The organism is Sphingobacterium sp. UGAL515B_05 (assembly GCF_033097525.1).
In the GTDB taxonomy this organism is placed as follows: domain Bacteria; phylum Bacteroidota; class Bacteroidia; order Sphingobacteriales; family Sphingobacteriaceae; genus Sphingobacterium.
In genome coordinates, this window is sequence record NZ_CP109907.1 from 1,117,179 (window position 1) to 1,139,176 (window position 21,998).

The 21,998-nt window shown below is 39.2% G+C and carries 21 protein-coding genes; 20 read left to right on the forward strand and 1 reads right to left on the reverse strand.

Going from position 1 to position 21,998, the window contains the following annotated elements:
• Positions 1-12 precede the first annotated feature (12 nt).
• The 20 genes from OK025_RS04420 to OK025_RS04515 all read left to right on the forward strand — a co-directional run bounded on the left by OK025_RS04420 (position 13) and on the right by OK025_RS04515 (position 19,675).
• Positions 13-801: an S-adenosyl-l-methionine hydroxide adenosyltransferase family protein gene (locus OK025_RS04420; protein ID WP_286778475.1), complete on the forward strand. Its 789-nt coding sequence runs from the start codon at positions 13-15 to the stop codon at positions 799-801.
• 156 nt (positions 802-957) lie between these two features.
• Complete coding sequence (locus tag OK025_RS04425) at positions 958-1,512, forward strand: hypothetical protein (protein ID WP_317668471.1); 555 nt, start codon at positions 958-960, stop codon at positions 1,510-1,512.
• A gap of 161 nt (positions 1,513-1,673) precedes the next feature.
• On the forward strand, positions 1,674-2,519 hold the full coding sequence (locus OK025_RS04430; RefSeq protein ID WP_317668472.1) for an ABC transporter transmembrane domain-containing protein: 846 nt from the start codon (positions 1,674-1,676) through the stop codon (positions 2,517-2,519).
• On the forward strand, positions 2,516-3,508 hold the full coding sequence (locus OK025_RS04435; protein WP_317668473.1) for an ABC transporter ATP-binding protein: 993 nt from the start codon (positions 2,516-2,518) through the stop codon (positions 3,506-3,508). The genes OK025_RS04430 and OK025_RS04435 overlap by 4 nt, the downstream gene beginning before the upstream one ends.
• 103 nt (positions 3,509-3,611) lie before the next feature.
• Positions 3,612-4,010 carry a hypothetical protein gene (locus OK025_RS04440; RefSeq protein WP_317668474.1) on the forward strand — a complete coding sequence of 133 codons (399 nt, stop codon included), beginning with the start codon at positions 3,612-3,614 and terminating at the stop codon, positions 4,008-4,010.
• A 77-nt stretch (positions 4,011-4,087) separates the two neighbouring features.
• On the forward strand, positions 4,088-4,747 hold the full coding sequence (locus OK025_RS04445) for a heme exporter protein CcmB (RefSeq protein ID WP_046672334.1): 660 nt from the start codon (positions 4,088-4,090) through the stop codon (positions 4,745-4,747).
• Between the two features lie 37 nt (positions 4,748-4,784).
• Entirely contained in the window at positions 4,785-5,447 is a 663-nt protein-coding gene (ccsA, locus tag OK025_RS04450) for a cytochrome c biogenesis protein (RefSeq protein WP_046672333.1), read from the forward strand.
• A 147-nt stretch (positions 5,448-5,594) separates the two neighbouring features.
• Complete coding sequence (locus OK025_RS04455; RefSeq protein ID WP_046672332.1) at positions 5,595-5,804, forward strand: CcmD family protein; 210 nt, start codon at positions 5,595-5,597, stop codon at positions 5,802-5,804.
• A gap of 20 nt (positions 5,805-5,824) precedes the next feature.
• Positions 5,825-6,808 (forward strand): DUF6427 family protein, encoded by a 984-nt coding sequence (locus OK025_RS04460; RefSeq protein WP_317668475.1) that lies wholly within the window; start codon positions 5,825-5,827, stop codon positions 6,806-6,808.
• 175 nt (positions 6,809-6,983) lie between these two features.
• Complete coding sequence (locus OK025_RS04465; protein ID WP_317668476.1) at positions 6,984-8,309, forward strand: hypothetical protein; 1,326 nt, start codon at positions 6,984-6,986, stop codon at positions 8,307-8,309.
• A 4-nt stretch (positions 8,310-8,313) separates the two neighbouring features.
• Positions 8,314-8,943: an LPS export ABC transporter periplasmic protein LptC gene (gene lptC / locus OK025_RS04470; protein ID WP_317668477.1), complete on the forward strand. Its 630-nt coding sequence runs from the start codon at positions 8,314-8,316 to the stop codon at positions 8,941-8,943.
• Positions 8,944-9,239: 296 nt separating this feature from the next.
• Positions 9,240-11,345, forward strand: a complete 2,106-nt coding sequence (locus tag OK025_RS04475; protein WP_317668478.1) for a SurA N-terminal domain-containing protein — start codon at positions 9,240-9,242, stop codon at positions 11,343-11,345.
• A 61-nt stretch (positions 11,346-11,406) separates the two neighbouring features.
• Positions 11,407-11,928: a DUF2480 family protein gene (locus tag OK025_RS04480; RefSeq protein ID WP_317668479.1), complete on the forward strand. Its 522-nt coding sequence runs from the start codon at positions 11,407-11,409 to the stop codon at positions 11,926-11,928.
• A gap of 118 nt (positions 11,929-12,046) precedes the next feature.
• The gene (locus OK025_RS04485; protein ID WP_317668480.1) at positions 12,047-12,832 is read left to right on the forward strand and encodes a DUF3108 domain-containing protein; all 786 of its coding nucleotides are present in this window, start codon (positions 12,047-12,049) and stop codon (positions 12,830-12,832) included.
• Between the two features lie 5 nt (positions 12,833-12,837).
• Entirely contained in the window at positions 12,838-13,401 is a 564-nt protein-coding gene (locus OK025_RS04490; protein ID WP_317668481.1) for a DUF3109 family protein, read from the forward strand.
• A 50-nt stretch (positions 13,402-13,451) separates the two neighbouring features.
• Positions 13,452-14,423: a polyprenyl synthetase family protein gene (locus OK025_RS04495; RefSeq protein ID WP_317668482.1), complete on the forward strand. Its 972-nt coding sequence runs from the start codon at positions 13,452-13,454 to the stop codon at positions 14,421-14,423.
• Between the two features lies 1 nt (position 14,424).
• Positions 14,425-15,477, forward strand: coding sequence for a TerC family protein (locus tag OK025_RS04500; protein ID WP_317668483.1), 1,053 nt, complete (start codon positions 14,425-14,427; stop codon positions 15,475-15,477).
• Positions 15,478-15,845: 368 nt separating this feature from the next.
• Entirely contained in the window at positions 15,846-17,033 is a 1,188-nt protein-coding gene (locus OK025_RS04505; protein ID WP_317668484.1) for an aminopeptidase C, read from the forward strand.
• A gap of 111 nt (positions 17,034-17,144) precedes the next feature.
• Positions 17,145-18,383, forward strand: coding sequence for a thioredoxin family protein (locus OK025_RS04510; protein ID WP_317668485.1), 1,239 nt, complete (start codon positions 17,145-17,147; stop codon positions 18,381-18,383).
• Positions 18,384-18,436: 53 nt separating this feature from the next.
• Complete coding sequence (locus OK025_RS04515) at positions 18,437-19,675, forward strand: thioredoxin family protein (RefSeq protein WP_317668486.1); 1,239 nt, start codon at positions 18,437-18,439, stop codon at positions 19,673-19,675.
• Between the two features lie 129 nt (positions 19,676-19,804).
• Here OK025_RS04515 and OK025_RS04520 read toward each other — a convergent pair whose 3' ends face one another.
• Positions 19,805-21,928 (reverse strand): prolyl oligopeptidase family serine peptidase, encoded by a 2,124-nt coding sequence (locus tag OK025_RS04520; protein ID WP_317668487.1) that lies wholly within the window; start codon positions 21,926-21,928, stop codon positions 19,805-19,807.
• Between the last annotated feature and the right edge of the window lie 70 nt (positions 21,929-21,998).

The window sequence follows — 21,998 nt, forward strand, 5'->3', positions numbered from 1 at the left end:
GATTAGATTACAATGGCAGTAATTACATTAACAACAGACTTAGGACACAAAGATTTTTATCAAGCCGCGCTAAAAGGTAGTCTTTTATCGCAGTTGTCTGATGCCAATATTGTTGATATTACCCATGAAATCCCAGCCTTCAATATCCCTCGGGCAGCCTTTGTATTAGGTAACGCTTATCATTATTTCCCGAAGGGAACCGTACACATTATCGGAATTAATACCCTGTTTCATGAAGAGTCAAAATATATCGGCATGAAATACAACGATCATTATTTCGTCGGGGCCGACAACGGTATTTTCAGTCTATTGCTGAATGGTAATGAACCACAGGAACTCTATGAGCTCAACTTAATGCAAGACCTTCGGTATCTTCACTTTCCGCTTGCAGATATCCTTTCAAAATCCGCCTGTCATATTGCCAAGGGGGGCAAACTGAAAGAAATCGGAACTCCAATGCAACAGCTCATTGAAAAAGTAACTTTGCAGCCTATCTTCGACAAAGATATGATCCGAGGCAACGTTATTTATGTGGATGCTTTCGGCAACGCCATTACCAATATCTCAAAAGATCTATTCAATAAAGTTCAAAAAGGAAGGCACTTTGTCCTCTATTTCAAACGTAATGAAACCATTACCAATCTTTCCTGGCACTACAACGAAGTGGGAGAAGGAGAGAAACTTTGTTTATTTGGTATTTCCAACTACCTTGAAATCGCCATCAACAAAGGAAATGCAAGTCAGCTACTCGGGCTTCATGACGACGACTCCAATGTAATTCGTATCGAATTTAAAGATTAATTTCATAAATTCATCTTTGGTTCATTCGCTTCTTTTTTTCCCCTTGGTCAAACTGACCACAGCGCTAAAATTGTAGGCGTACCATCATGGCAAAATAAAATTTTACCATGAACGTTAGTTTAAACTAAACATTTGATAAATAGATCGTCCAAATACATGATGAAATTCTTAAGCTTCCTACTTCCAATCACCGTTCTTTTTTGCTTCTTTGGACAGGCCAAGGCGCAAAACAACCCAGACTCCAGCTCTTTTGAGGTACAACGAAGCCGTGTAAATGACCTACTCGATGCCCGTCAACAGAAATTCGGGGCTTATGACACGAGCCTCACACAAAAAACAGGACTTTTTGGTCTTTTCAAATCAAAGGGTGACATGCAAAAGAGCATCGATATCCTTAAAGATATCGTCATCACCGATAACAACATTTTCCTGGAAACCCAAAAACTATTGAAAATCAAAGATTTTGAAAAAGACAAGTTTCAACAGTTGGCAACCGATTACGACAAACAGGTCTCAGCCTATATAGGCACCATAAGCAAACTTCAAAAAGAAAACGAAAAGCTACGGGCACAGATTGACAAAACATCCGGCAACGGAGGTATAGGCAATATACTGCTCTATATCGCTTTACTTATTATCGCCGTATTAGGATATTTATGCTATAGATTTAAAGCGCAACAAACAGCTTCGAAACAACAAAATTTAAAATAAAGCGCCACAGCAATAAGCATCTGCATAACGGCATTCCGCTTAAAACTGCTGTTTAAAATAGAGAATGTACGATTCTGTTTAAAAAATTGACTAAAGTATGATAGCAAAATATTTTTAATCTCTTTACATTTGTCCTCGCAACAAAATTTGAAGTAGCGGATATGGCAAGAGGATTCAACAGCGGTAATAAACAAGAAGAAGATCTACCAAAACCAAAATTGAATAAAGAGCTCCTTTTGAGAGCGGCAAAAATAATGACCTATTTAAAACCCTATCGGTTTAAATTTGGGATCGGCATGTTTTTCTTGGTTTTATCAAGCTTGGCCATGCTGGCGTTTCCGGCCTTGCTCGGCGCTATGATTGACGCCGCCCAAGGCAAACAAACCTATCCATGGCTTACACCACAGGTCTATTATATCGGCGGAATAGCTTTCATTATTCTGTCTTTTTTATCGGTCGTTTCTTTTTTTCGAATCCGAATCTTTGTTGAAATTGCAGAGCGGACCTTGGCCGCCCTCCGCAAAGACACCTATCTTAAGCTGATTTCACTTCCCATAGAGTTTTTTGCCAATCGCCGCGTCGGGGAGTTAAACAGCCGCTTGTCTGCAGATCTTTCACAGATTCAAGACACCTTGACAACAACGCTCGCCGAGATTTTGCGTCAATTGATTAGCCTTTGCTTTGGTGTGTTCTTATTGGTTTGGGTATCACCCAAACTCGCGCTCATGAACCTTTGTATTTTACCGATCATCGTTGTGGCTGCTATTATTTTTGGAAAATTTATCCGCGAATTGTCGCGACAAGCACAGGATAAAATGGCCGAGTCGAATAGTATCGTTCAAGAAACATTGTTGGGAATAAGCAACGTAAAAGCCTTTGTGAATGAATATTTCGAATTCAACCGTTACAGTAATCAGATGGATTCAGTCGTGAAATTAGCGGTCAAAGGAGCTACCTTCCGGGGGCTTTTGCCTCTTTTATTATCTTCTGTATTTTCGGTGCTGTGATCGCAGTTATCTGGTATGGAGCAGCATTAGTTTCTATCCATGAAATGACAGTAGGCGACCTAACGACCTATATTCTATATTCGATGTTTGTTGCCGGTTCTATGGGCAGTTTTCCTGAGTTATATGCCAATATCCAACGCTCTTTGGGAGCGAGTGAACGGATTCTGGAAATTTTGGATGAGCCACAAGAAAACCTTAATGTAAAGCCGACTTGCAAGGAAGTCCACAAGACCATGACCGGTAAATTAAGCTTCAATCATGTTTCCTTTGCCTACCCAAGCCGTCCCGATATTGAAATCCTCAAAGACATCAACTTTACAGCCAATGCGGGTGATAAAATCGCCATAGTTGGCCCAAGTGGAACCGGAAAATCAACAATAGCTTCACTGATTCTGCAATTCTACACAGCAAAAAAAGGGGAAGTATGTTACGACGACAGACCGGCATCCGATTTTGAGCTTTGTGATATCCGCAATCAGGTCGCTATCGTACCACAAGATGTTTTGTTATTTGGCGGGACAATACGTGAAAATATAGCTTATGGCAAGCTCGAGGCTACAGAAGATGAAATTATAGCAGCTGCGAGACGTGCCAACGCACATCAGTTTATTTTAAATTTCCCTGAAGGCTATGACACCATTGTTGGTGAACGTGGCGTTAAACTCTCCGGTGGTCAACGCCAGCGCATTGCCATTGCCCGTGCGCTTTTAAAAGATCCTGCAATTCTTATCCTGGATGAAGCCACCTCTTCCTTAGACTCAGAGTCAGAAAGACAGGTACAGGAGGCATTGGAGGAATTAATGCGTGGACGCACCTCGATCATTATTGCGCACCGACTATCGACCATTGTTGATGCCGATAAAATTATCGTTGTCGAAAATGGAATCGTATCTGAAAGCGGCACTCACTTTGAACTGCTCCAAAAAGAAAGCGGTCTCTATCAGCATCTGTATAATCTGCAGTCAAAACAGCAGAAAATTGATATGTAAAATTTTGTTAATTATTGATTCTTTTTAAACAAATTCACCCGGTGATTGTTCATTTGGTATCATACTTGATTATCATTTGAATATATAACAAAATAGAAGAATTATGAAAAATAGCAAAAATGGATTAGTGGCATTTGCTTTGGTAGGATTAGCTGCGGGAGCTGCTGCATGGTATCTTTTAGGAACTGATGATGGAAAAAAACAATTAGATCGTGCAAATGATGGCATTAAAAGCTTAACTAAGTCATTGAAAGATCTTTCAAAAAAAGAAGCTAAAAAGGCACAAAAACTCGCTAACAGAGCTTCGGCTGAACTAGACCATTTGAAAGCAAAGGCACAAGCAGCGTTCAGCAAGGCGTCAGATGATGCAGATGCACTGAAAAACAAAGCAAAAGAAGCCGGCAGAGAAGCTTTGGACCACGCCAATAATGCCGCTCAAAATTTGGCAAGCAAAATCGACAATACAACTGATGCTGCAAAGTCCAAAATTTCTAACGCATAAGTAAAAAAATAGCTTTTTTAAGAATTGATGGTTCTGGTCACTCTCGTGGTCAAAATACATTTGTATCTTTGCTGCATATGACTTTGCTGCAACAGGTAAAAACTTTAATTCTTAAAGACATCATTCTGGAATGGCGTTCAAAATATGCTATTAACGGAATTCTACTATATGTCGTATCAACTGTTTTCGTTTGCTACCAAGCATTCAAATCAGTTGATACGGCTACTTGGAATGCATTATTCTGGATCATTATGCTCTTTGCTTCCATCAATGCAATCAACAAAAGCTTCGTCCAAGAAAACCCAAACCGACAACTTTACTATTATTCACTGGTCGATCCCAGAGCGATCATTTTAGCGAAAGTCATTTACAATATGATGATGATGACCCTGCTGGCCATCATTGCCTATTTTGTCTATTCGACGATATTCAGAAACCCTGTCGGTGATCCGACCCTTTACTTCATTTCGGTCATTTTGGGCAGCATTAGTTTTGCTACCGTTTTTACCATGATCTCCGGGATCAGTTCCAAAGCAGGCAACAACAGTACCTTAATGGCCATCTTGAGTTTCCCCGCCATCATCCCGCTATTAATCGTATTAATCAAACTTTCCCGCAATGCAATAGAAGGCCTGGAAAGGGCTTCCAGCAGCAAAGAAATAATCGTATTACTTGCAATTAATGTAATCACCATCACTATTTCTTTGTTGTTATTTCCGTACCTTTGGCGAGATTAAGTATCAGAATTGAGAACAAACTAAATTCAATTTATCCATGAGAAAAAAATGGTGGAAAATATTAGCGGTGATGATTATCTGTGCGGTCATTATCAATGGTCTTTTAGGACCTGTTCCCCGCCTATTCATCCTTCACGAAAGCATTCGAAATGTTTATTTTCATGTCCCAATGTGGTCTGCCATGTTCGTTATGTACTTGGTCTCTGTTATTTATAGTATTAAATACCTCAATACAGGCAAACAGGAGTATGATTTAATGGCCATTGAAGCTGTCAATACCGGAATAACATTTTGTTTTCTTGGACTTGCGACAGGTATGCTTTGGGCAAACATCACCTGGGGAGAACCTTGGCCAAATGATCCGAAGCTTAATGGCTCTGCAATAGCAACACTCATGTACCTGGCCTATTTGGTGCTCCGTAATGCGCTGGAAGAAGAGCAAAAAAGAGCCAAAATATCGGCTGTGTACAATATCTTTGCATTTCCAATTATCATCGTATTACTTTATATTCTACCGAAGATGACGGACTCTCTTCACCCTGGAAGTGGAGGAAACGCCGCCTTTGGCGATTTAAAAATGAGCAGCGAGCTGCGTCCTACATTTTATGCAGCGATGATTGGCTGGCCAATGATTGCAGCTTGGATCTGTTCACTTCGCTACAGGGTACGGTTGCTCGAAAAGAAAGATTTAAACGCATAGAATTGAACGGCTAATCCGATCCTTTATTTCTAAGATAGAGAAATCGGGTAGAGCACATTCTATAAAAAACAGGATATTACATAAATCAAACAGCGTGTATCGAATCATGTATTACACTGAAAACGACACGGATAATATTTTAAACAAATGAAAAAAATAACATTGTCAATCGCCTTACTACTCTTATCCACTTTGAGCACATTTGCACAAGATGATGTCGAGATGGCGACTGGATTGCGTAGCGAAGGTAAAATCTACGTTGTTGTATTGGTCATGTTGGTCATTTTTCTAGGTTTGGCTTTCTTCCTTTTTTTGCTCGATCGCCGTATCAGCAAATTGGAAAAAAAGAATAAATAGCATTTTATCGATCGCATACAATGATTATAAGTCAGTTTAGAAATTATTCACCCATCAATATTTTATTTCTATCCATCGTGGGTTTTGTTTTATGTTTAGGCATATTTCTTCACCTTCCGGACAAACTTGATTCTGTAATCTTTGAACCCGCATTGGGAAATTTATTGGGCGAAAATAACTTAATCAACCTCTCTCCCTCGACCAATGTTTTTATCACACTGATCTTAACGATCTTTCAGGCAACAATACTCAATCGCATCACAAGCCATTTTAACCTACTTGGGAAACCCAGTTTTTTGGTTGCTTTGATGTACATGACGTTGGCCAGCTTATTCTTACCATTTCTGGTTCTCTCCCCAACGCTGATCTGTAATTTCATTTCGATATGGATGCTGAGCAAGTTGCTTTCTCTCTATCGGCAGACAGATGTTAAAGCCGAAATGTTTGATCTCGGCATGATTGTCGGTATAGGAAGCCTGATCTACTTCCCATTTCTGAGTATGTTCTTCTTATTGTGGATAGGCCTGCTCATTTTTAGACCATTCAATTGGCGTGAATGGATCACACCATTGCTTGGACTGGCAACAGTGTACTTCATCTTGGCAGTTATCTATCTTTGGATGGGAAAAATGGAACAATTCTATACCATCTGGCTGCCGTTTACCTACAAATTTCCCACAGCTATTCGTATCCAATTAGTCGATTATCTGGTACTTGTCCCGGTAATCTTTACTTTGATACTTTTCCTACTGGTATTAAAAGACAACTTTTTCAAGAGTGTTGTGCATATCCGCAAGTCCTTTCAATTGTTGTTTTTTATGTTATGCTTGGCGATAATCTCTTTTTATTGGAATAAAAAACTGACTGAGGCTCATTTTTTACTTTGTGCCCCTTCGATCGCCATCTATATGGCTTACTATTTCACTTACGCCAAAAAGAAATGGTTTTTTGAGGTCGTGTACGGCATTATAACACTCACCATCATCTACTTCCAGTTTTTCTAAACAACTGTACAACAAGTGTTTAACCTTTTTTAACAAAATCGGCTTAACAAGCTCGCAAAAATTGAATAGTTTTGTATGCGATTAAAAGCAAAGAACATTTAAGACAAGAGTCAAATAACTCGAAAATTTCACTAAAACTAAATAAACATTAGTTTCTCAATTTTATAGATTGACCATGCAGAAACGCTTTACAAGCTCTCTAAGAAATAAATCACTCCAACTGTTGTTAGCAGGTGGAATTTTAGCTAGTTCTACTACCGCATTTGCCCAAAAAACGACATCAGCATCACCTTATTCTCAATTTGGACTTGGTCAGATGCGTGAAGATTTATTGCCACAATATAGAGGGATGGGAGGGGTCAATACCGCTATAAGGAAAATCAATGGTGTATACAATACCAACCCGAGCAACCCTGCATCTTATTCTGCGACACAGTTTACAACCTTTGATGCTGGTTTATATGGAAATTACACCCAATTAAACTCGACAACCAGATCAGACAATACGGCTGACTTTGCTTTTAGCCACATCACCATGACTTTCCCGATGAAACGATTTGGCGGTATCAGTTTAGGTATCCTTCCTTATTCAGATATAGGCTATCGGACATCTTCAACAGGAACGGTAGATTCTAATCCTTATACGAAAGTGTTCACTGGCGAAGGTGGTTTAACTAAAGCCTATGCCGGTTGGGGGGTACGCCTTGTAAAAGGCCTAAGTATTGGTGCCAATATGTCTTATCTATTTGGAACGCTAAATGATTATAGCCGTGTAGAATTTTTGCCTTCATCCGGAGCGTTAAATACCCAACAACAAAATAAGCGTGAGATCCAAGGGATTATCTTCGATTATGGTCTACAATATGAACAACCTTTAAATAAAGAATATTCCTTGACCTTTGGTTATTCGGGATCCTTAAATAATAACATCAAAGAGAGAGAGACAGTATTTAACACCAGAATTACACCTTCATCCGATCCAGACAATCAAAATATTCCTTTGGATAGCACCTATGTTTCTGATCGTAGCAGCAGACATTTAACGCTTCCTTTGCGACATAATGTTGGAATCACACTGGCACGTAGTGGACGTTGGTTAGTTGGCGCTGATTTTAAATACGCAGATTGGTCCAGATTCCAAACAAGAGCGGGAGAAAACGAACTACGGAAGAATTATGGCGTCGCTGTCGGAGGCCAGATAACTCCAGATGTTACTTCACTCAAGTATTTGAACCAAGTAGATTACCGAGTTGGTTTCAGATATAACAAAACACAATACTTCTTAAGTAACCAGAATATTAACGATATGGCGGTTACTGTAGGGGTAGGGTTGCCATTGGCAAGAAATCAATTTTCAGGAGCTTTCTCTAAGATAAACTTTTCCGCAGAATTTGGCCAAATGGGCAAAATCAGCAATAATCTCCTACGCGAACGCTATATTAACTTTAATATCGGCTTTACCTTAAATGACCGCTGGTTTAGAAGAACACAATTTGATTAATACGATGGCACGCAAAACATTTGCTTCATCCATAATCCAAAATATATCGCCCCTAGTAACATTATTTTTACTAGGGGCGCTCTCATTGACATCCTGCGAACCTGACCTCAAAGAGGTAGACCGCATCGCCAATATGAAAAAAGAAGAGGCCGTCGATATTTCACGTCATGTCGATATTATCTATAGCGATTCCACACGTGTAAAAGCAAATCTTACAGCGCCTGAAATGCGCATCAAACACGATAGCACTGAAGTATACGAATTTCCAAAAAGCATAAAAATCATCTTTTACGATGACAACTTAAAGGAAACTCAGCGAATTACCTCCGACCATGCCATTCGCAGAGAAAAAGAAAAAACGACCACCTTCACAAAAAACGTTGTAGTTACCATGGCTGATGGCTCTATCATTAAAACAGAAGAGATCATTTATGATGAAAGTAAAGTGGACAGCAACAGTAACATGACCTTTTACAATCATGTTCCGATTACGGCCTTCTTCCGGGATAATCGGGGAAACTTACAGGGCTCATCATTTACTTCAGACAAAGATTTTAAACATGTCAATATCGCTAATGCGACAGGCTATACGGTAATCACGAACAACAATCTCTTCCCTTCGTTAGGGAAATAGTTAATTGCGAGAAATACTTCCCATTATTTCGAGTTTGGCTTAATTTCTATAGGGGTATGACCAAATGGCTTTAGTCTGTTTCTCCAGACAGTTAAGTCGTTCAAAACAAACCCTTTGAACTAAAAAGAAACAAAAAACTCCACTTTATACAAATAGTTTTCAAATTTGTTTTACTACATTCAGGAAAATATTCCGTTTTTTTTTATAAAAATTGTATCTTGCACCGCATTTTGCTATACTATGCATAAATTAACGAAATACAAGTATTTACACAATATAAACACAATAAGCAGACTATGGGATTAATGGGCTTTTTGCGTAACAAAGCTGGTGTCATCTTGACCGCAGCTATGGCTATCGCAATTTTAGCATTTTTACTAGGCGATGTCGTTCGAGGGGGGGCTCCTTTTTGGGCGAGACATCAAAATCGTGTAGGGGAAGTCAACGGAACTGAAATTGAATATCCTGCGTTCAGTAAGCAAGTTGAACAAACAGAAGAAATGTTCAAACAACAAATGGGTGGCGCAGTTACCCCTCAAATGCGGACATACGCTGTTCAACAAGTATGGAATCAATTTTTGTCAAGAGAGATCTTGAAAAAGGAAATTGAAAAAATCGGTTTGACTGTCGGTAAAGACGAATTAAATGATTTAGTACAAGGCAACAACCCTTCGCCTCAAATCGTTCAAGCGTTTACCAACCCACAAACAGGACAATTTGACCCGAGTCAACTGCGTGCTTTTATCACCCAAATGAACTCATCAGGTAACCAACAAGTGGCTCAGCAATGGGAAGCACTACTTGAAGGCGTTAGAGATGAGCGTTTAAGCAGCAAATATGGAGAATTGCTATCCAATAGTGTATATGTTACTTCTTTGGAAGCAAACGAAGAATATCAGGAGCGTAATAAACTGGCAAACTTCAAATACATTCTTTTAGATTACGCTTCTGTTAAAGATGCTGATGCTAAATTGACTGATGCAGATTACCAAGAATATTATAATGATCATAAAAGTATGTTCAAAACACAAGAGGAAACACGTGCGATTCAATACGTAATGGTGGATGCAAAACCTCTTGCTAAAGATTCATTGGCCGTAAAAGAGACCATCAACAAGTTGAAACAAGATTTAATCGTTGCGAAAGACGACTCTTTATTTGCTTCAATCAATTCAGATAACAAATATCCATTTACTTATTTGAAAAAAGGTCAGTTGAGCCCTTCTCTGGATTCAGTTGTATTCAATGTTGCCGCCGGAACAACGGTTGGACCTTTTTTAAACAACAATGCGTATGAAATTGCAAAAGTTGTTTCTACGATTATCAGCCCTGATTCTGTAAAAGCATCACATATCCTATTGGATCCTGCTGCCGAGGGCGGCGTTGATAAAGCATTGGCAAAAGCTGACTCGATTAAAGGATTGATTCAAAAAGGAGACAATTTTGCAGCGCTTGCAGTTCAGTTTAGCAAAGATCCAGAGAGCAAAACCAATGGTGGAGAGCTTGGTACTTTAACAAGAGGCCGTATGGCTCCAGATCTTGAGAAAGCCATTTTCGAAGGTAAAACAGGTGATATCAAAGTTGTGAAATCACAATATGGCGTCCATGTCATTAAAATTGAGAAACAAACAGGAAGTTCAAAATATGCTAAAGTTGCCATCATTGATAAAGTGATCAACAGTGGAAAAGAAACGTTGAACAATGCGCATAGCAAAGCAACAGCATTCTTATCTGCAGCTACAGCACAGAACTTTGCTCAGGAAGCGAAAAAGCTTGGTCTAGAAGCAAAAACAGCCTCACGCGTAACAGCGATGGACAATGTACTAGATGGTGCCGAAGCTCCACGTGATTTAATTAAATGGGCTTTCGAGGCTAAAAAAGGTGAAATTTCAGATAAAGTATTTGAGACTGAAACCTCTTATATCTTAGCAAGCTTGGTCGACATACAGCCTAAAGGAACCCTTTCCTTGGATGCTGTTAAGAAAGATATTGAACCTGCCGTAAGAAATATGGTTAAAGCTAAAATCTTGAAAGATAAATTTGACAAAGCTTTAGCAGGTACATCTTCTATTGATCAAGTTGCACAAAAAGTTGGTAAAGCAGCTATTCACGTTGAAAATGTTGTCTTCGCAAATCCAGTTATCCCTGGTGTTGCATTAGAAAACAAGGTAGTTGGTACTGTTTTTGGACTACAGCCAAACAAACCTTCCAAAGCGATTGAAGGTAATACAGGTGTATATGTTGTACAAGTGAATGGTTTTACCAATCCTGCCGCTATTTCGGATATCAACGGACAAAAGAAACAAATGCTTGCAGCTAAAGCACAACGCGCTTGGGGATCTATTTTCCGCGCATTGCAAGACAAAGCTGAAATCATTGACAATAGAGTGAAATTCTTTTAAAAGAATTTTAAGTAAATTTGTAGCCGGACGAATTATCGTCCGGCTTTTTTTTGATGTAAATATGGATATTCAAACAAATATTGTCAACAAAGTTGCGCAAAGTGGGTTAGTCACTGTTGACTTGGCCGACTACCACCCTAAAGCAGACAATGTAGTATATGATATTAAGGATAATCTCTTCCATGGCCTGATTCTTAAAGAAAAGGATTTTCGCGAATTCATTAAGACGAACGATTGGTCGCAATATACGGGTAAACATGTCGCAATTACTTGTTCTGCTGATGCTATTGTGCCGACCTGGGCTTACATGTTATTGGCAAACAAATTGGAGCCCTATGCGGCAACTGTTATCTTTGGAGACGCGGATGAGCTATTACGCATTCAATATGCTGCGGCAATTGAACAGATTGACATGGAACAATTTCGGGATCAACGTGTCGTTGTGAAAGGTTGTGGCGATACTTTTATTCCAGCGTCTACATTTGTACAGTTTACGGTAAAACTAAGTAAAGTAGCAAAAAGTATAATGTATGGCGAACCTTGTTCTACAGTTCCTGTATTTAAGCGAGCGCAGCCGAAATAAATCAGATCCAAGATCAATATAAGTGATTGCACATGAACGTCTCATTAACATCAAAAGTTAAATTTATTTGAATGAAATTAACATTTCTTTTTCAAACAAATTTCGTAAACTTACGTACATGAAACTTATATCGACTTTGCTCATTTACTTATCCGTTATAGTAAGTACTGCTTTTGCTCAAGATTTACCGCATTTAAAAGAATCAGCGTTTAAAGGTGGCGAGAAATTAAAATATAAACTCCGTTATGGCTTTATTTCAGCCGCTACGGGGACATTAACCGTTGAGGATACCAAGGACGGAGCTGGAAACCCTTCCTTTCATCTATACGCTGCCGGCAAAACAGCTGGCGCCTTTGCAATATATACCGTACGAAATGAGTACAATTCGTATATCAATAGCAAGACATTTTTACCGTATTACTATACAGAGAACATTCGCGAAGGCGGGTATAGACGGAATGACAAAGTCCGCTTCAACCAAGAGACAAATACTGTTGTGGGTAATAAAGGAACTTTTAATTCGAAGGTAGATCAAACTTTTGATTTGCTTTCCTCCTATTATTTCGCCCGCAATCTGGATCTATCTACGGTAAAACCAGGTGAATCTTTTAAGCTGACTTATTTTTTGAATGATGAGATTGCCACCTTGGGCATACAATATATTGGTATAGAAAAAATAAAAACAGAATTAGGCACTTTAGAATGTCTCAAATTCAGTCCTGAGATTAAACCGGGACGTATCTTTAAAAAAAATAGCAAGCTTTATCTGTGGGTAACCAATGATGGCAACCGTATCCCGGTCAAAGCCAATGTAGATATTCTCATCGGCTCGGTCACATTGGAACTACTCGAAGCCAGTGGATTAAAATACAAATTGGGACAAAAAGCAAGCTACTCAAAATAATTAGCATGATTGAAGTAGGAAATGTATTGGTGCACGAAGATCTCATCAACAATGACTTTGTGTGTAACTTATCAAAGTGTAAAGGAATCTGTTGTATTGAAGGCGACTCGGGCGCTCCTCTGCTAGAGAGTGAAAAGGCTATATTGGAGGAGATTTACCCCAAAGTAAGGCCCTATATGACCGAGAAAGGTATTGAAGCGATTGAAGAGCAAGGGAAGTATGTTGTCGATGTGGATGGCGATCTTACGACCACCTGTGTCGATGGGAATAAAGAATGTGCCTATGTGACCTGGGAAAATGGCATCACAAAATGCGCTATCGAAAAGGCGTACGAACTTGGCGAGGTCCATTGGCGCAAACCCGTTTCGTGCCACCTCTATCCTATCAGGACAACACATTATCCCGAATTCGACGTACTTCACTATGACCGTTGGCATATCTGTAAAGATGCCTGCGCATTTGGCAAAGAATTACAGGTCCCTGTATTCAAATTTTTAAAGGATCCGCTCATCCGCACCTATGGTGAAGAATGGTACAAAAATCTTGAGAAAGCAGTCGAAGAGTTGTAACAAAATCACTATCTTTAAGCTTTAACTATTTTGGTATTTCACCCCAATTCATGTCAAAATTAAGAGAGATCCAACGCCCTATTGCCCACGAACTTGAGGCTTTTGAAAAAAAATTCAAAGCTTCCATGAAAAGCTCCGTCCCCTTGTTGGATCGTATTACACAATACCTGATCAAACGTAAAGGCAAACAAATGCGGCCTATGTTTGTGTTCTTTTCTGCTGGTATATGCAACGGAATTAATGAGTCTACTTACCGAGGAGCTGCTCTCGTAGAATTGTTGCATACCGCCTCACTCGTACATGATGATGTGGTGGACAATTCCTATGAACGCAGAGGTTTTTTCTCCATCAATGCATTATGGAAAAATAAAATCGCTGTTTTGGTGGGTGATTTTCTCCTGTCTAGAGGCCTGCTTCTTTCCGTAAAACATCAGGATTATCACTTGTTAAAAATTGTATCTGAAGCTGTGGATCAGATGAGCGAAGGTGAATTGCTCCAAATCGAGAAGGCCCGTAAACTGGATATCGAAGAGTCTATTTATTTTGAAGTCATTCGAAAGAAAACAGCGTCGCTGATTGCCTCCTGCTGTGCCTGTGGATCGGCTTCTTCCAATGCAGATCAGGAAACTATAGATAAGCTTCATCAATTTGGTGAAAAAATCGGAATAGCATTTCAAATCAAGGACGATTTATTCGACTTTGGGTTAGATGATGTTGGCAAACCGCTCGGCAATGACATCAAAGAGAAGAAAATGACCTTACCGCTCATCTATGCCTTGAATCAAGTGACTTCAAGTGAAAAGCGTAGGATCATTAATTTGATTAAAAACCATAATGAGGATGCACAAAAAGTGGCTGAAGTCATTGCCTTTGTCCGCCAGAGCGGAGGGCTCGAATACGCTACAAATAAGATGCTGGAATACCAACAAGACGCTTTCCGGATTTTGGAAGACTTTCCCGACAGCGAATACAAAGCGGGGTTGGAGCAGCTGGTAAAATATACAACAGAAAGAAAAAAATAAAATGAGTCACGAATTAATGTTTTTTGGCGGATTCCTCATCTTTATAGCACTTATGCTAGCAATAGATCTAGGCTTATTCTCCAAAGGCGACAAGCCTGTTAGCCTAAAGATGGCTAGCATCATGAGCGCCATCTGGGTCTTATTCTCATTAGGTTTCTATTGGCTTCTTCGTCACTATGGATTTGAACTACACAACATCCATGACTTAGACCACCTTCAGGAAATCATTACCAAACACCACCACGATATTAAAATTATTCCGGGTGATTTAGCGGCGAGTCTCGAGCTCTACAACAAAAATCTTGGTCTGGAATATCTCACCGGTTACGTTGTAGAATATGCCCTATCCGTAGATAATATCTTTGTGATGGTATTATTATTTACTTCGTTTGGTATTCCGGAGCGCTATTACCATAAAGTTTTGGTATGGGGAATTTTGGGCGCCATCATTATGCGTTTCTTATTTATTTTCCTTGGCGCTACCCTTATTGCTAAATTCGGCTGGATTCTATATGTTTTTGGTGCTTTTTTGGTCTTTACAGGTGTAAAAATGTTTATCAACCGTAACCAGGAAGAAGAAGTAGATCCACAGAACCACCCAGTTGTTAAATTCGCGTCCCGATATTTTAAGGTAACACCAAAATTAGATGGCGGGCACTTCTTCCATGTCGAGAATGGCGTGAAATATATGACGCCACTATTTCTTGTATTACTGGTCATAGAATTTACGGATTTGATTTTTGCAGTGGATTCCATCCCTGCAATTTTCTCGGTTACCAAAGATGCCTATGTTGTATTTTTCTCCAATATTTTTGCCATACTGGGATTGCGGTCTATGTTCTTCCTTTTGGTCAATATTATCCACAAATTCCAATATCTCAAAGTAGGTTTAGCCTTTTTGCTGGTCTTCATTGGTCTAAAGATGCTGCTGCATCACTGGTTGGCCGAAGTAGGTTTTACAACAACACATTCGTTGATCGTCATTGTCAGCATACTTGCATTGAGTATCGTTGCTTCGCTGCTTTTTCCAAAAAAGGCTACACCTGCTGATTAAGCCAATTTGTATTAAAAGAATACCAATGATTGTTATTCAGAAACATATGCTAGCAGTCAGCAAAAATTCATAAGTTAAACAAAATATAATGGGGCTGTCCAAAAAGGTTGGATAGCCCCTTTTTCTTGATATTTTAACGTATAACCTATACAGAACCTTTTCAAATATCCAATTCTCAGCGAGTTTGTTTTTACTTTTTAGAGCCCCACATTTCGAATCAAAAATACAGCATTTTGGGAGCCCATTCTCCAGCAATGGATTAGCAGAAAAACAGAATATTTTAAGAACAATTATTTTACAGAGGAATATACCTTACTAAATTTAATTTATTTAATTTAGCACCACATTAAATTAACAAAATACTAACAATGAATTGGAATAAAACCATTGTACTAGCCGCTTCACTTTTCGCAGCTTCCTTCCAAGTACAAGCACAGGACAATTTGATCAATGCACTAAAAGCAAATCAAAATGACAATAGCAAATCTGGATTTACATTTACTGAAGTCATCAATCTAGGGAACACATCGATCAAAAATCAAGGTTCATCTGGTACTTGTTGGTCTTATTCGGGTAATTCTTTCCTGGAATCAGAGATGATCCGTATGGGTAAAAAACCAGTTGAGATTTCCCAAATTTACACTGCGCGCAACACATACTTAGACAAAGCCCGTACATATGTCCGCCTTCATGGTGGATTGTCTTTGGGGGAAGGTGGTCAATTCCACGATGTATTGAACTCATTCCGTAAATACGGTACAATGCCACAATCTGCTTATACAGGTCTTCACTACGGTACTACACGCAACAACTTTGGTGAAATGACAAATATGTTGGATGCGATGTTAGGCGCAGTAGTAAAAGGTAAAACATTAACGCCAAACTGGGAGAAAGCATATACCGCAGCAATGGATTCCTATCTTGGGGAAGTGCCTGAGAAATTTGATTACAACGGTAAATCCTATACACCACGCACCTTTGCAGATCAGGTAATCGGTATCAATCCGGATGATTACGTTGGTATTGCGTCGGTAACTGACCATCCATACTATAGCCAATTCGTATTGTTAATTCCAGACAACTGGTCATTTGACCGTTTCTATAATGTTAAAATGAACGATTTAACGGATATCATCGACAATGCTTTACAAAAGGGTTATACTGTAGCTTGGGCAACCGACGTATCAGAAAAAGGTTTCTCTTGGAAAAATGGTGTTGCTTATGTACCTGAAAAATCTTTCGAGGATATGACAGATCAGGAAAAATCAACAATGTTTGTCGGTCCTAAACCAGAATTAAAAGTAACTTCAGAAGAAAGACAAAAAGCTTTCGACAACTGGCAAACTACAGATGACCACGGTATGCATATCGTAGGTCTTGTAAAAGATCAAAACGGAAAAGAGTATTACATCGTTAAAAACTCTTGGGGCACAACAAATGACTATCATGGTTATTTGTATGCGACAAAAGAATTTGTACGTTATAAAACAACTTCTCTGATGTTACATAAAGACGGTCTGACAAAAGATTTAAAATCGAAGATAAATATCAAATAAGCGATTTATCAGTCCACGAAAACACCTCTGAAATTAATACTTCAGAGGTGTTTTTGTTTTCAGATTAATTTAATAACTTAAACATAATTATGAATCTTTTGTTGAGTGAGTATGAGAAGTATAATCGCATTATGCCTTACAATTTTATTCGGGAATTTGGCTCAGGCCCAGACCAAGGGGGTGAAATTTGTAGAAGGGTTGAGTTGGAAACAAATAAAGGAGCGGGCACAAGCTGAGAACAAGTTTATCTTCGTAGAGCTATTTGCAACCTGGTGTGGCCCATGCCAATATATGAGCAATGAGATCTTTCCCTTAGAGCAGGTGGGGCAGCCAATTAATCAGAACTTCATTAGTGTTAGGGTACAAATGGATTCCACAGAGTCCGACAATGCCAATGTCAAAAAATGGTATGCCGATGCGCGTACTATTTCCAATGAATACAATATTCAATCCTTTCCCACATTTCTGATCTTTAATCCCAATGGGCAAGCGGTACACCGGATTGTCGGTGCAAGTGACGCTCCCGAATTTGTCGGTCATGTGATGGATGGCCTCTATCCCGAAACACAGTATTACACGCTGTTAAAAAAATTCGAGAAAAGACCGCAAGATATTTATACAGCCAAGCAGATGCTGAAAGCAGCGAATATTGCTTACGATGAAAATACGGCACGAAAGGCAGAAAATACCCTAGCAAATTCATTGGGCACGGATGAATTATTCAAAAAAGAAAATGTCCATATTTTATTGGCGGCGGCCAAATTCACCAATTCAAAAGCTTTCAATCTTATTCGCAACAATAAAGAGAAAATTGATATTTTATTAGAATCACCAGGTATTGCCAACCGGACACTGGCAAATGTTGTTGTCAACGAATTGTTTCAGATTAAAATAGATGCCAAACATGAACCCAACTGGGATAGTTATCAAAATGAACTCGCAGCAAAATATCCAGACATCGATTTCGTCCCGATGTTCAAGAAGATAAAAGCACACTATTACCTTCAGGTAAAGAATTATGTAGCCATGAAGAATACGATCAACGATTATCTTTCATCAGAAGACTTTACCCCCCATCAGTTAAACACTTTTGCCTGGACTATTTTTAACAATAGCAGTGATGTTGCATGTATTGAATCGGCACTCAGTTGGAGCAAAAAATCAATTATTGAAGATCCGAGCAGCGCATTCTTGGATACCTACGCAAACCTACTCTATAAGAAAGGAGAAAAAGAAAAAGCCATAAAGTGGCAAAATAAAGCTATTGAAATGGCCAGTGAGGACGATCGTCCTATCTATCAAGAAACACTGGACAAAATGATGAAAGGAATAAAAACTTGGGAGAACTAGCCTTATCCCAACCAATGCGAACGATTAAATTAAAAATCTAAAATACCAACATTATGAAAAAATTGATTTTGATGCTATTCCTCATTCCTACCCTACTATTTGCGCAAAGCGAGGGGGTCAAATTTGAGCATGGGCTCAACTGGAGTCAGATTAAAGAAAAAGCGGCTAAAGAAAACAAATTCATTTTTGTAGACTGTTTTACAACCTGGTGTGGCCCTTGTAAATATATGTCGAGTACTATCTTCCCACAAGCTAAAGTTGGTGATTTCTTCAATGCAAAGTTTATCAATGCAAAAATTCAGATGGATAAAACCAAGAATGATCATGAAGATGTAAAATCATGGTACGAAGAGGCCGACCGTTTTGCCAAAGATTATAAAGTTAGGGCATATCCAACTTTTTTGATCTTTGATTCAAAAGGTACCCTTGTGCATCGTATCGTAGGTGGCGGTGAAGCCGACGATTTTATAGCAAAAGCACAAAAATCACTTGATCCAAATACACAATATGAAACGCTATTAGCAAAATTTAATGCCGACCCAACTAATGTAAACATTGCCAAAAGTATGGCTATGGCAGCCAAAGAAGCGTATGATCAAGAGACACAGGCAAAAGCGGAAGGAGTGGTATTAGCGTCCTTGACTACAGATCAAATCTTTACAAAGGAGAATGTCAGTTTATTACTTTCGGCAGCGAATGTTGTCGATTCTAAGGCGTTTAATTTAATCAAAGACAACCCTGCTAAATTTGATGCTGTTAGTGAAAAAGTCAAAGCAAATGACTTCTTGTCCCAGCTGTTGGTTGGTAACGCGGTAAATACCAAAATCCGTGCAAAGGAAACGGTTGATTTCGCAAGTATAGAAAAAGAATTGGCGCAAAAATATCCAACTGTCAATACAGAAAAAGCAAGTCTCGAAATGCAACCACGTTATTACGGTTATACCAAAAATTACCCGGGCTTAAGAGATAGCTTCAATAAATATATTGCAAAATATGGGTCGACCATCACAGCAGGAGAATTGAATAACATGGCTTGGTCTATTTTTGAAAACTGTGATGATCCTGCCTGTTTAAAAGCAGCAGCGGAATGGAGTAAATTGTCCAATGAGAAAGAAAAAGATGCGCCGATGTATCTAGACACTTTTGCAAACATATTGTATCGCCTTGGAGAAAAAGAAAAAGCTATTAAAACGCAAGAAAAAGCAATTTCACTGATCACAGATGCTACCCAAAAAGAAGAATATGTTGCGACCTTACAAAAAATGAAAAAAGGCGAAAAGACTTGGCAATAAGAAGATCTTCTGATCGTCAATTTATAAAAAGGTCCCGATCGGTAATTTGATCGGGACCTTTTTATTGATTAATCCATAGCAAATGCGCTGAACTAACAGGCAATGCGCTTGGCGTTAGAAACTGCCTACTTATTTTAACTCTTTAACCCCCATATTCCAGAGTGCGAAAGCATATTTATCAACGGTACTATTGATCAGAACTTCTGTTGACCGTCCCGCACCGTGGCCAGCTTTTGTCTCAATACGAATCAATACGGGGTTATCACAAGCTTGCTTTGCCTGCAGTTCGGAAGCAAACTTGTAAGAGTGCGCAGGTACCACCCGATCATCATGATCTCCGGTAAAAACCATCGTCGCGGGGTAACAAACGCCAGATTTCACATTATGCACCGGAGAATAGGCTTTCAGATAATCAAACATTTCTTTGCTATCGCTGACCGTACCATAATCATAGGACCAACCTGCACCAGCTGTGAAGGTATGATAACGCAACATGTCCAAAACACCAACCTCAGGCAGTGCGACCTTGGCAACTTTGGGATCTATTGTCATTGTTGCCCCAACGAGCAAGCCACCATTGGATCCCCCCGATAAAGCAGTATACTCGGGTGATGTATAACCATTCTCCTGAAGATAATGTGCCGCGGCAATAAAATCGTTAAACACATTCAATTTGTTGAACTGTCTACCGCCATCATGCCATTTCTGACCATATTCACCGCCGCCGCGCAAATTTGGAACAGCATAAACACCACCATTTGCCAACCAAACTGCAACGGAAGTACTAAAGGCAGGTGTCAAGCTGATATTAAAGCCACCATAACCATACACAATCGTTGGGTTTTTCCCATTTAAGACAATCCCCTTTTTGTACGTAATAATCATCGGAACCTGAGTACCATCTTTGGATGTGTAGAAAACCTGTTTTGATTCATACTGATCGGAATCAAACTTCACCTTAGGTTTGATATAAAGTGTAGACTGACCAGAATTTACGTCAAACTTATAACTTGAAGAAGGTGTAATGTAATTTGAAAAACCAAAATAGATTTCTTTTTCCTTTTTCTTACCCGAAAAACCACTCGCCGTACCCACACCAGGCAATTCTATTTGCCGAATCTTTTTACCCGTATAATCGTATTGAATCACAACCGAAACGGCATCTTTCAAATAGTTTGCAAAAAGATAGCCTCCACCTGTACTGATCGAAAGTACATTTTCAGTCTCTGGAATAACATCTTTCCAATTCTCCTTGGCAGGATTCTTCAAATCAACTTTTACCAAACGGTTGTTAGCAGCCTTGTAATTTGTCTCCAATAAGAAACTATCCCCAATATTGTCAACGACACCTGTATTTGCATCAAAATGATCTTGTAGGCAGACAATCTTGCTATTCGGCTGATTGAGATCCTGATAATAAAGTTCATTTCCTGTTGTCGTATTTGCAGCAGAAATAATTAAGTAACGTTGATCGTCTGTTAATGAAGCCCCTACATAACGTCGCGGTGTTGCCGGGCCGCCAAAAATCAATTTATCTGTAGCTTGCGATGTCTTCAGTTTATGGTAGTATAATTTATGTTGGTCTGTTTTTTCAGAAAGTTCAGATCCCTTTGGTTTATCGTAACTCGAGTAATAAAAACCATCATTTCCTTTCCATGCAATACCAGAGAATTTGACATCCACTAGCGTTTCACCTACAGGCGATTTATCCTTGGCATTCAATACAATGACTTTCCGCCAGTCTGATCCTCCTTCAGAAATAGAATAGGCAACTAAGCTGCCATCCTTTGAAAACGAAACATCGGCCAATGAAGTTGATCCATCTTTCGAGAATGTATTTGGATCCAGGAAAACTTCTTCGGAGCCTTTTTCCCCCAGTTTACGATAAAGTACAGCATGTTGCTGTAAGCCGTTATTCTTAAAAAAATAAGTATATCCACCTTCCTTAAACGGAGTTCCTATCTTTTCATAGTTCCATATTTCGGTTAATTGATCTTTCAGTTTTGTGCGGAATGGAATTGCATTCAAATAGTCAAATGTTACTTTATTCTCTGCCTGTACCCAGCTTTTTGTTTCAGCGGACCGATCGTCCTCTAACCATCGATAAGGATCCGCAACCTTTTCACCCCAAAATTCATCCACAACTGTTCCTTTATTTGTCGTCGGATATGTTAACCGTTGTCCGTAACCGGTCGTCGCCGTACCTGTCATACCTATCATCATTAGGATAAGACCAAAATTTTTGTTTATCATAAAAAATTTTATACTTGTTTCAACCAACCTAAGTTTCACTCACTTAGCATCTGAAAATTCAATTTGAGTT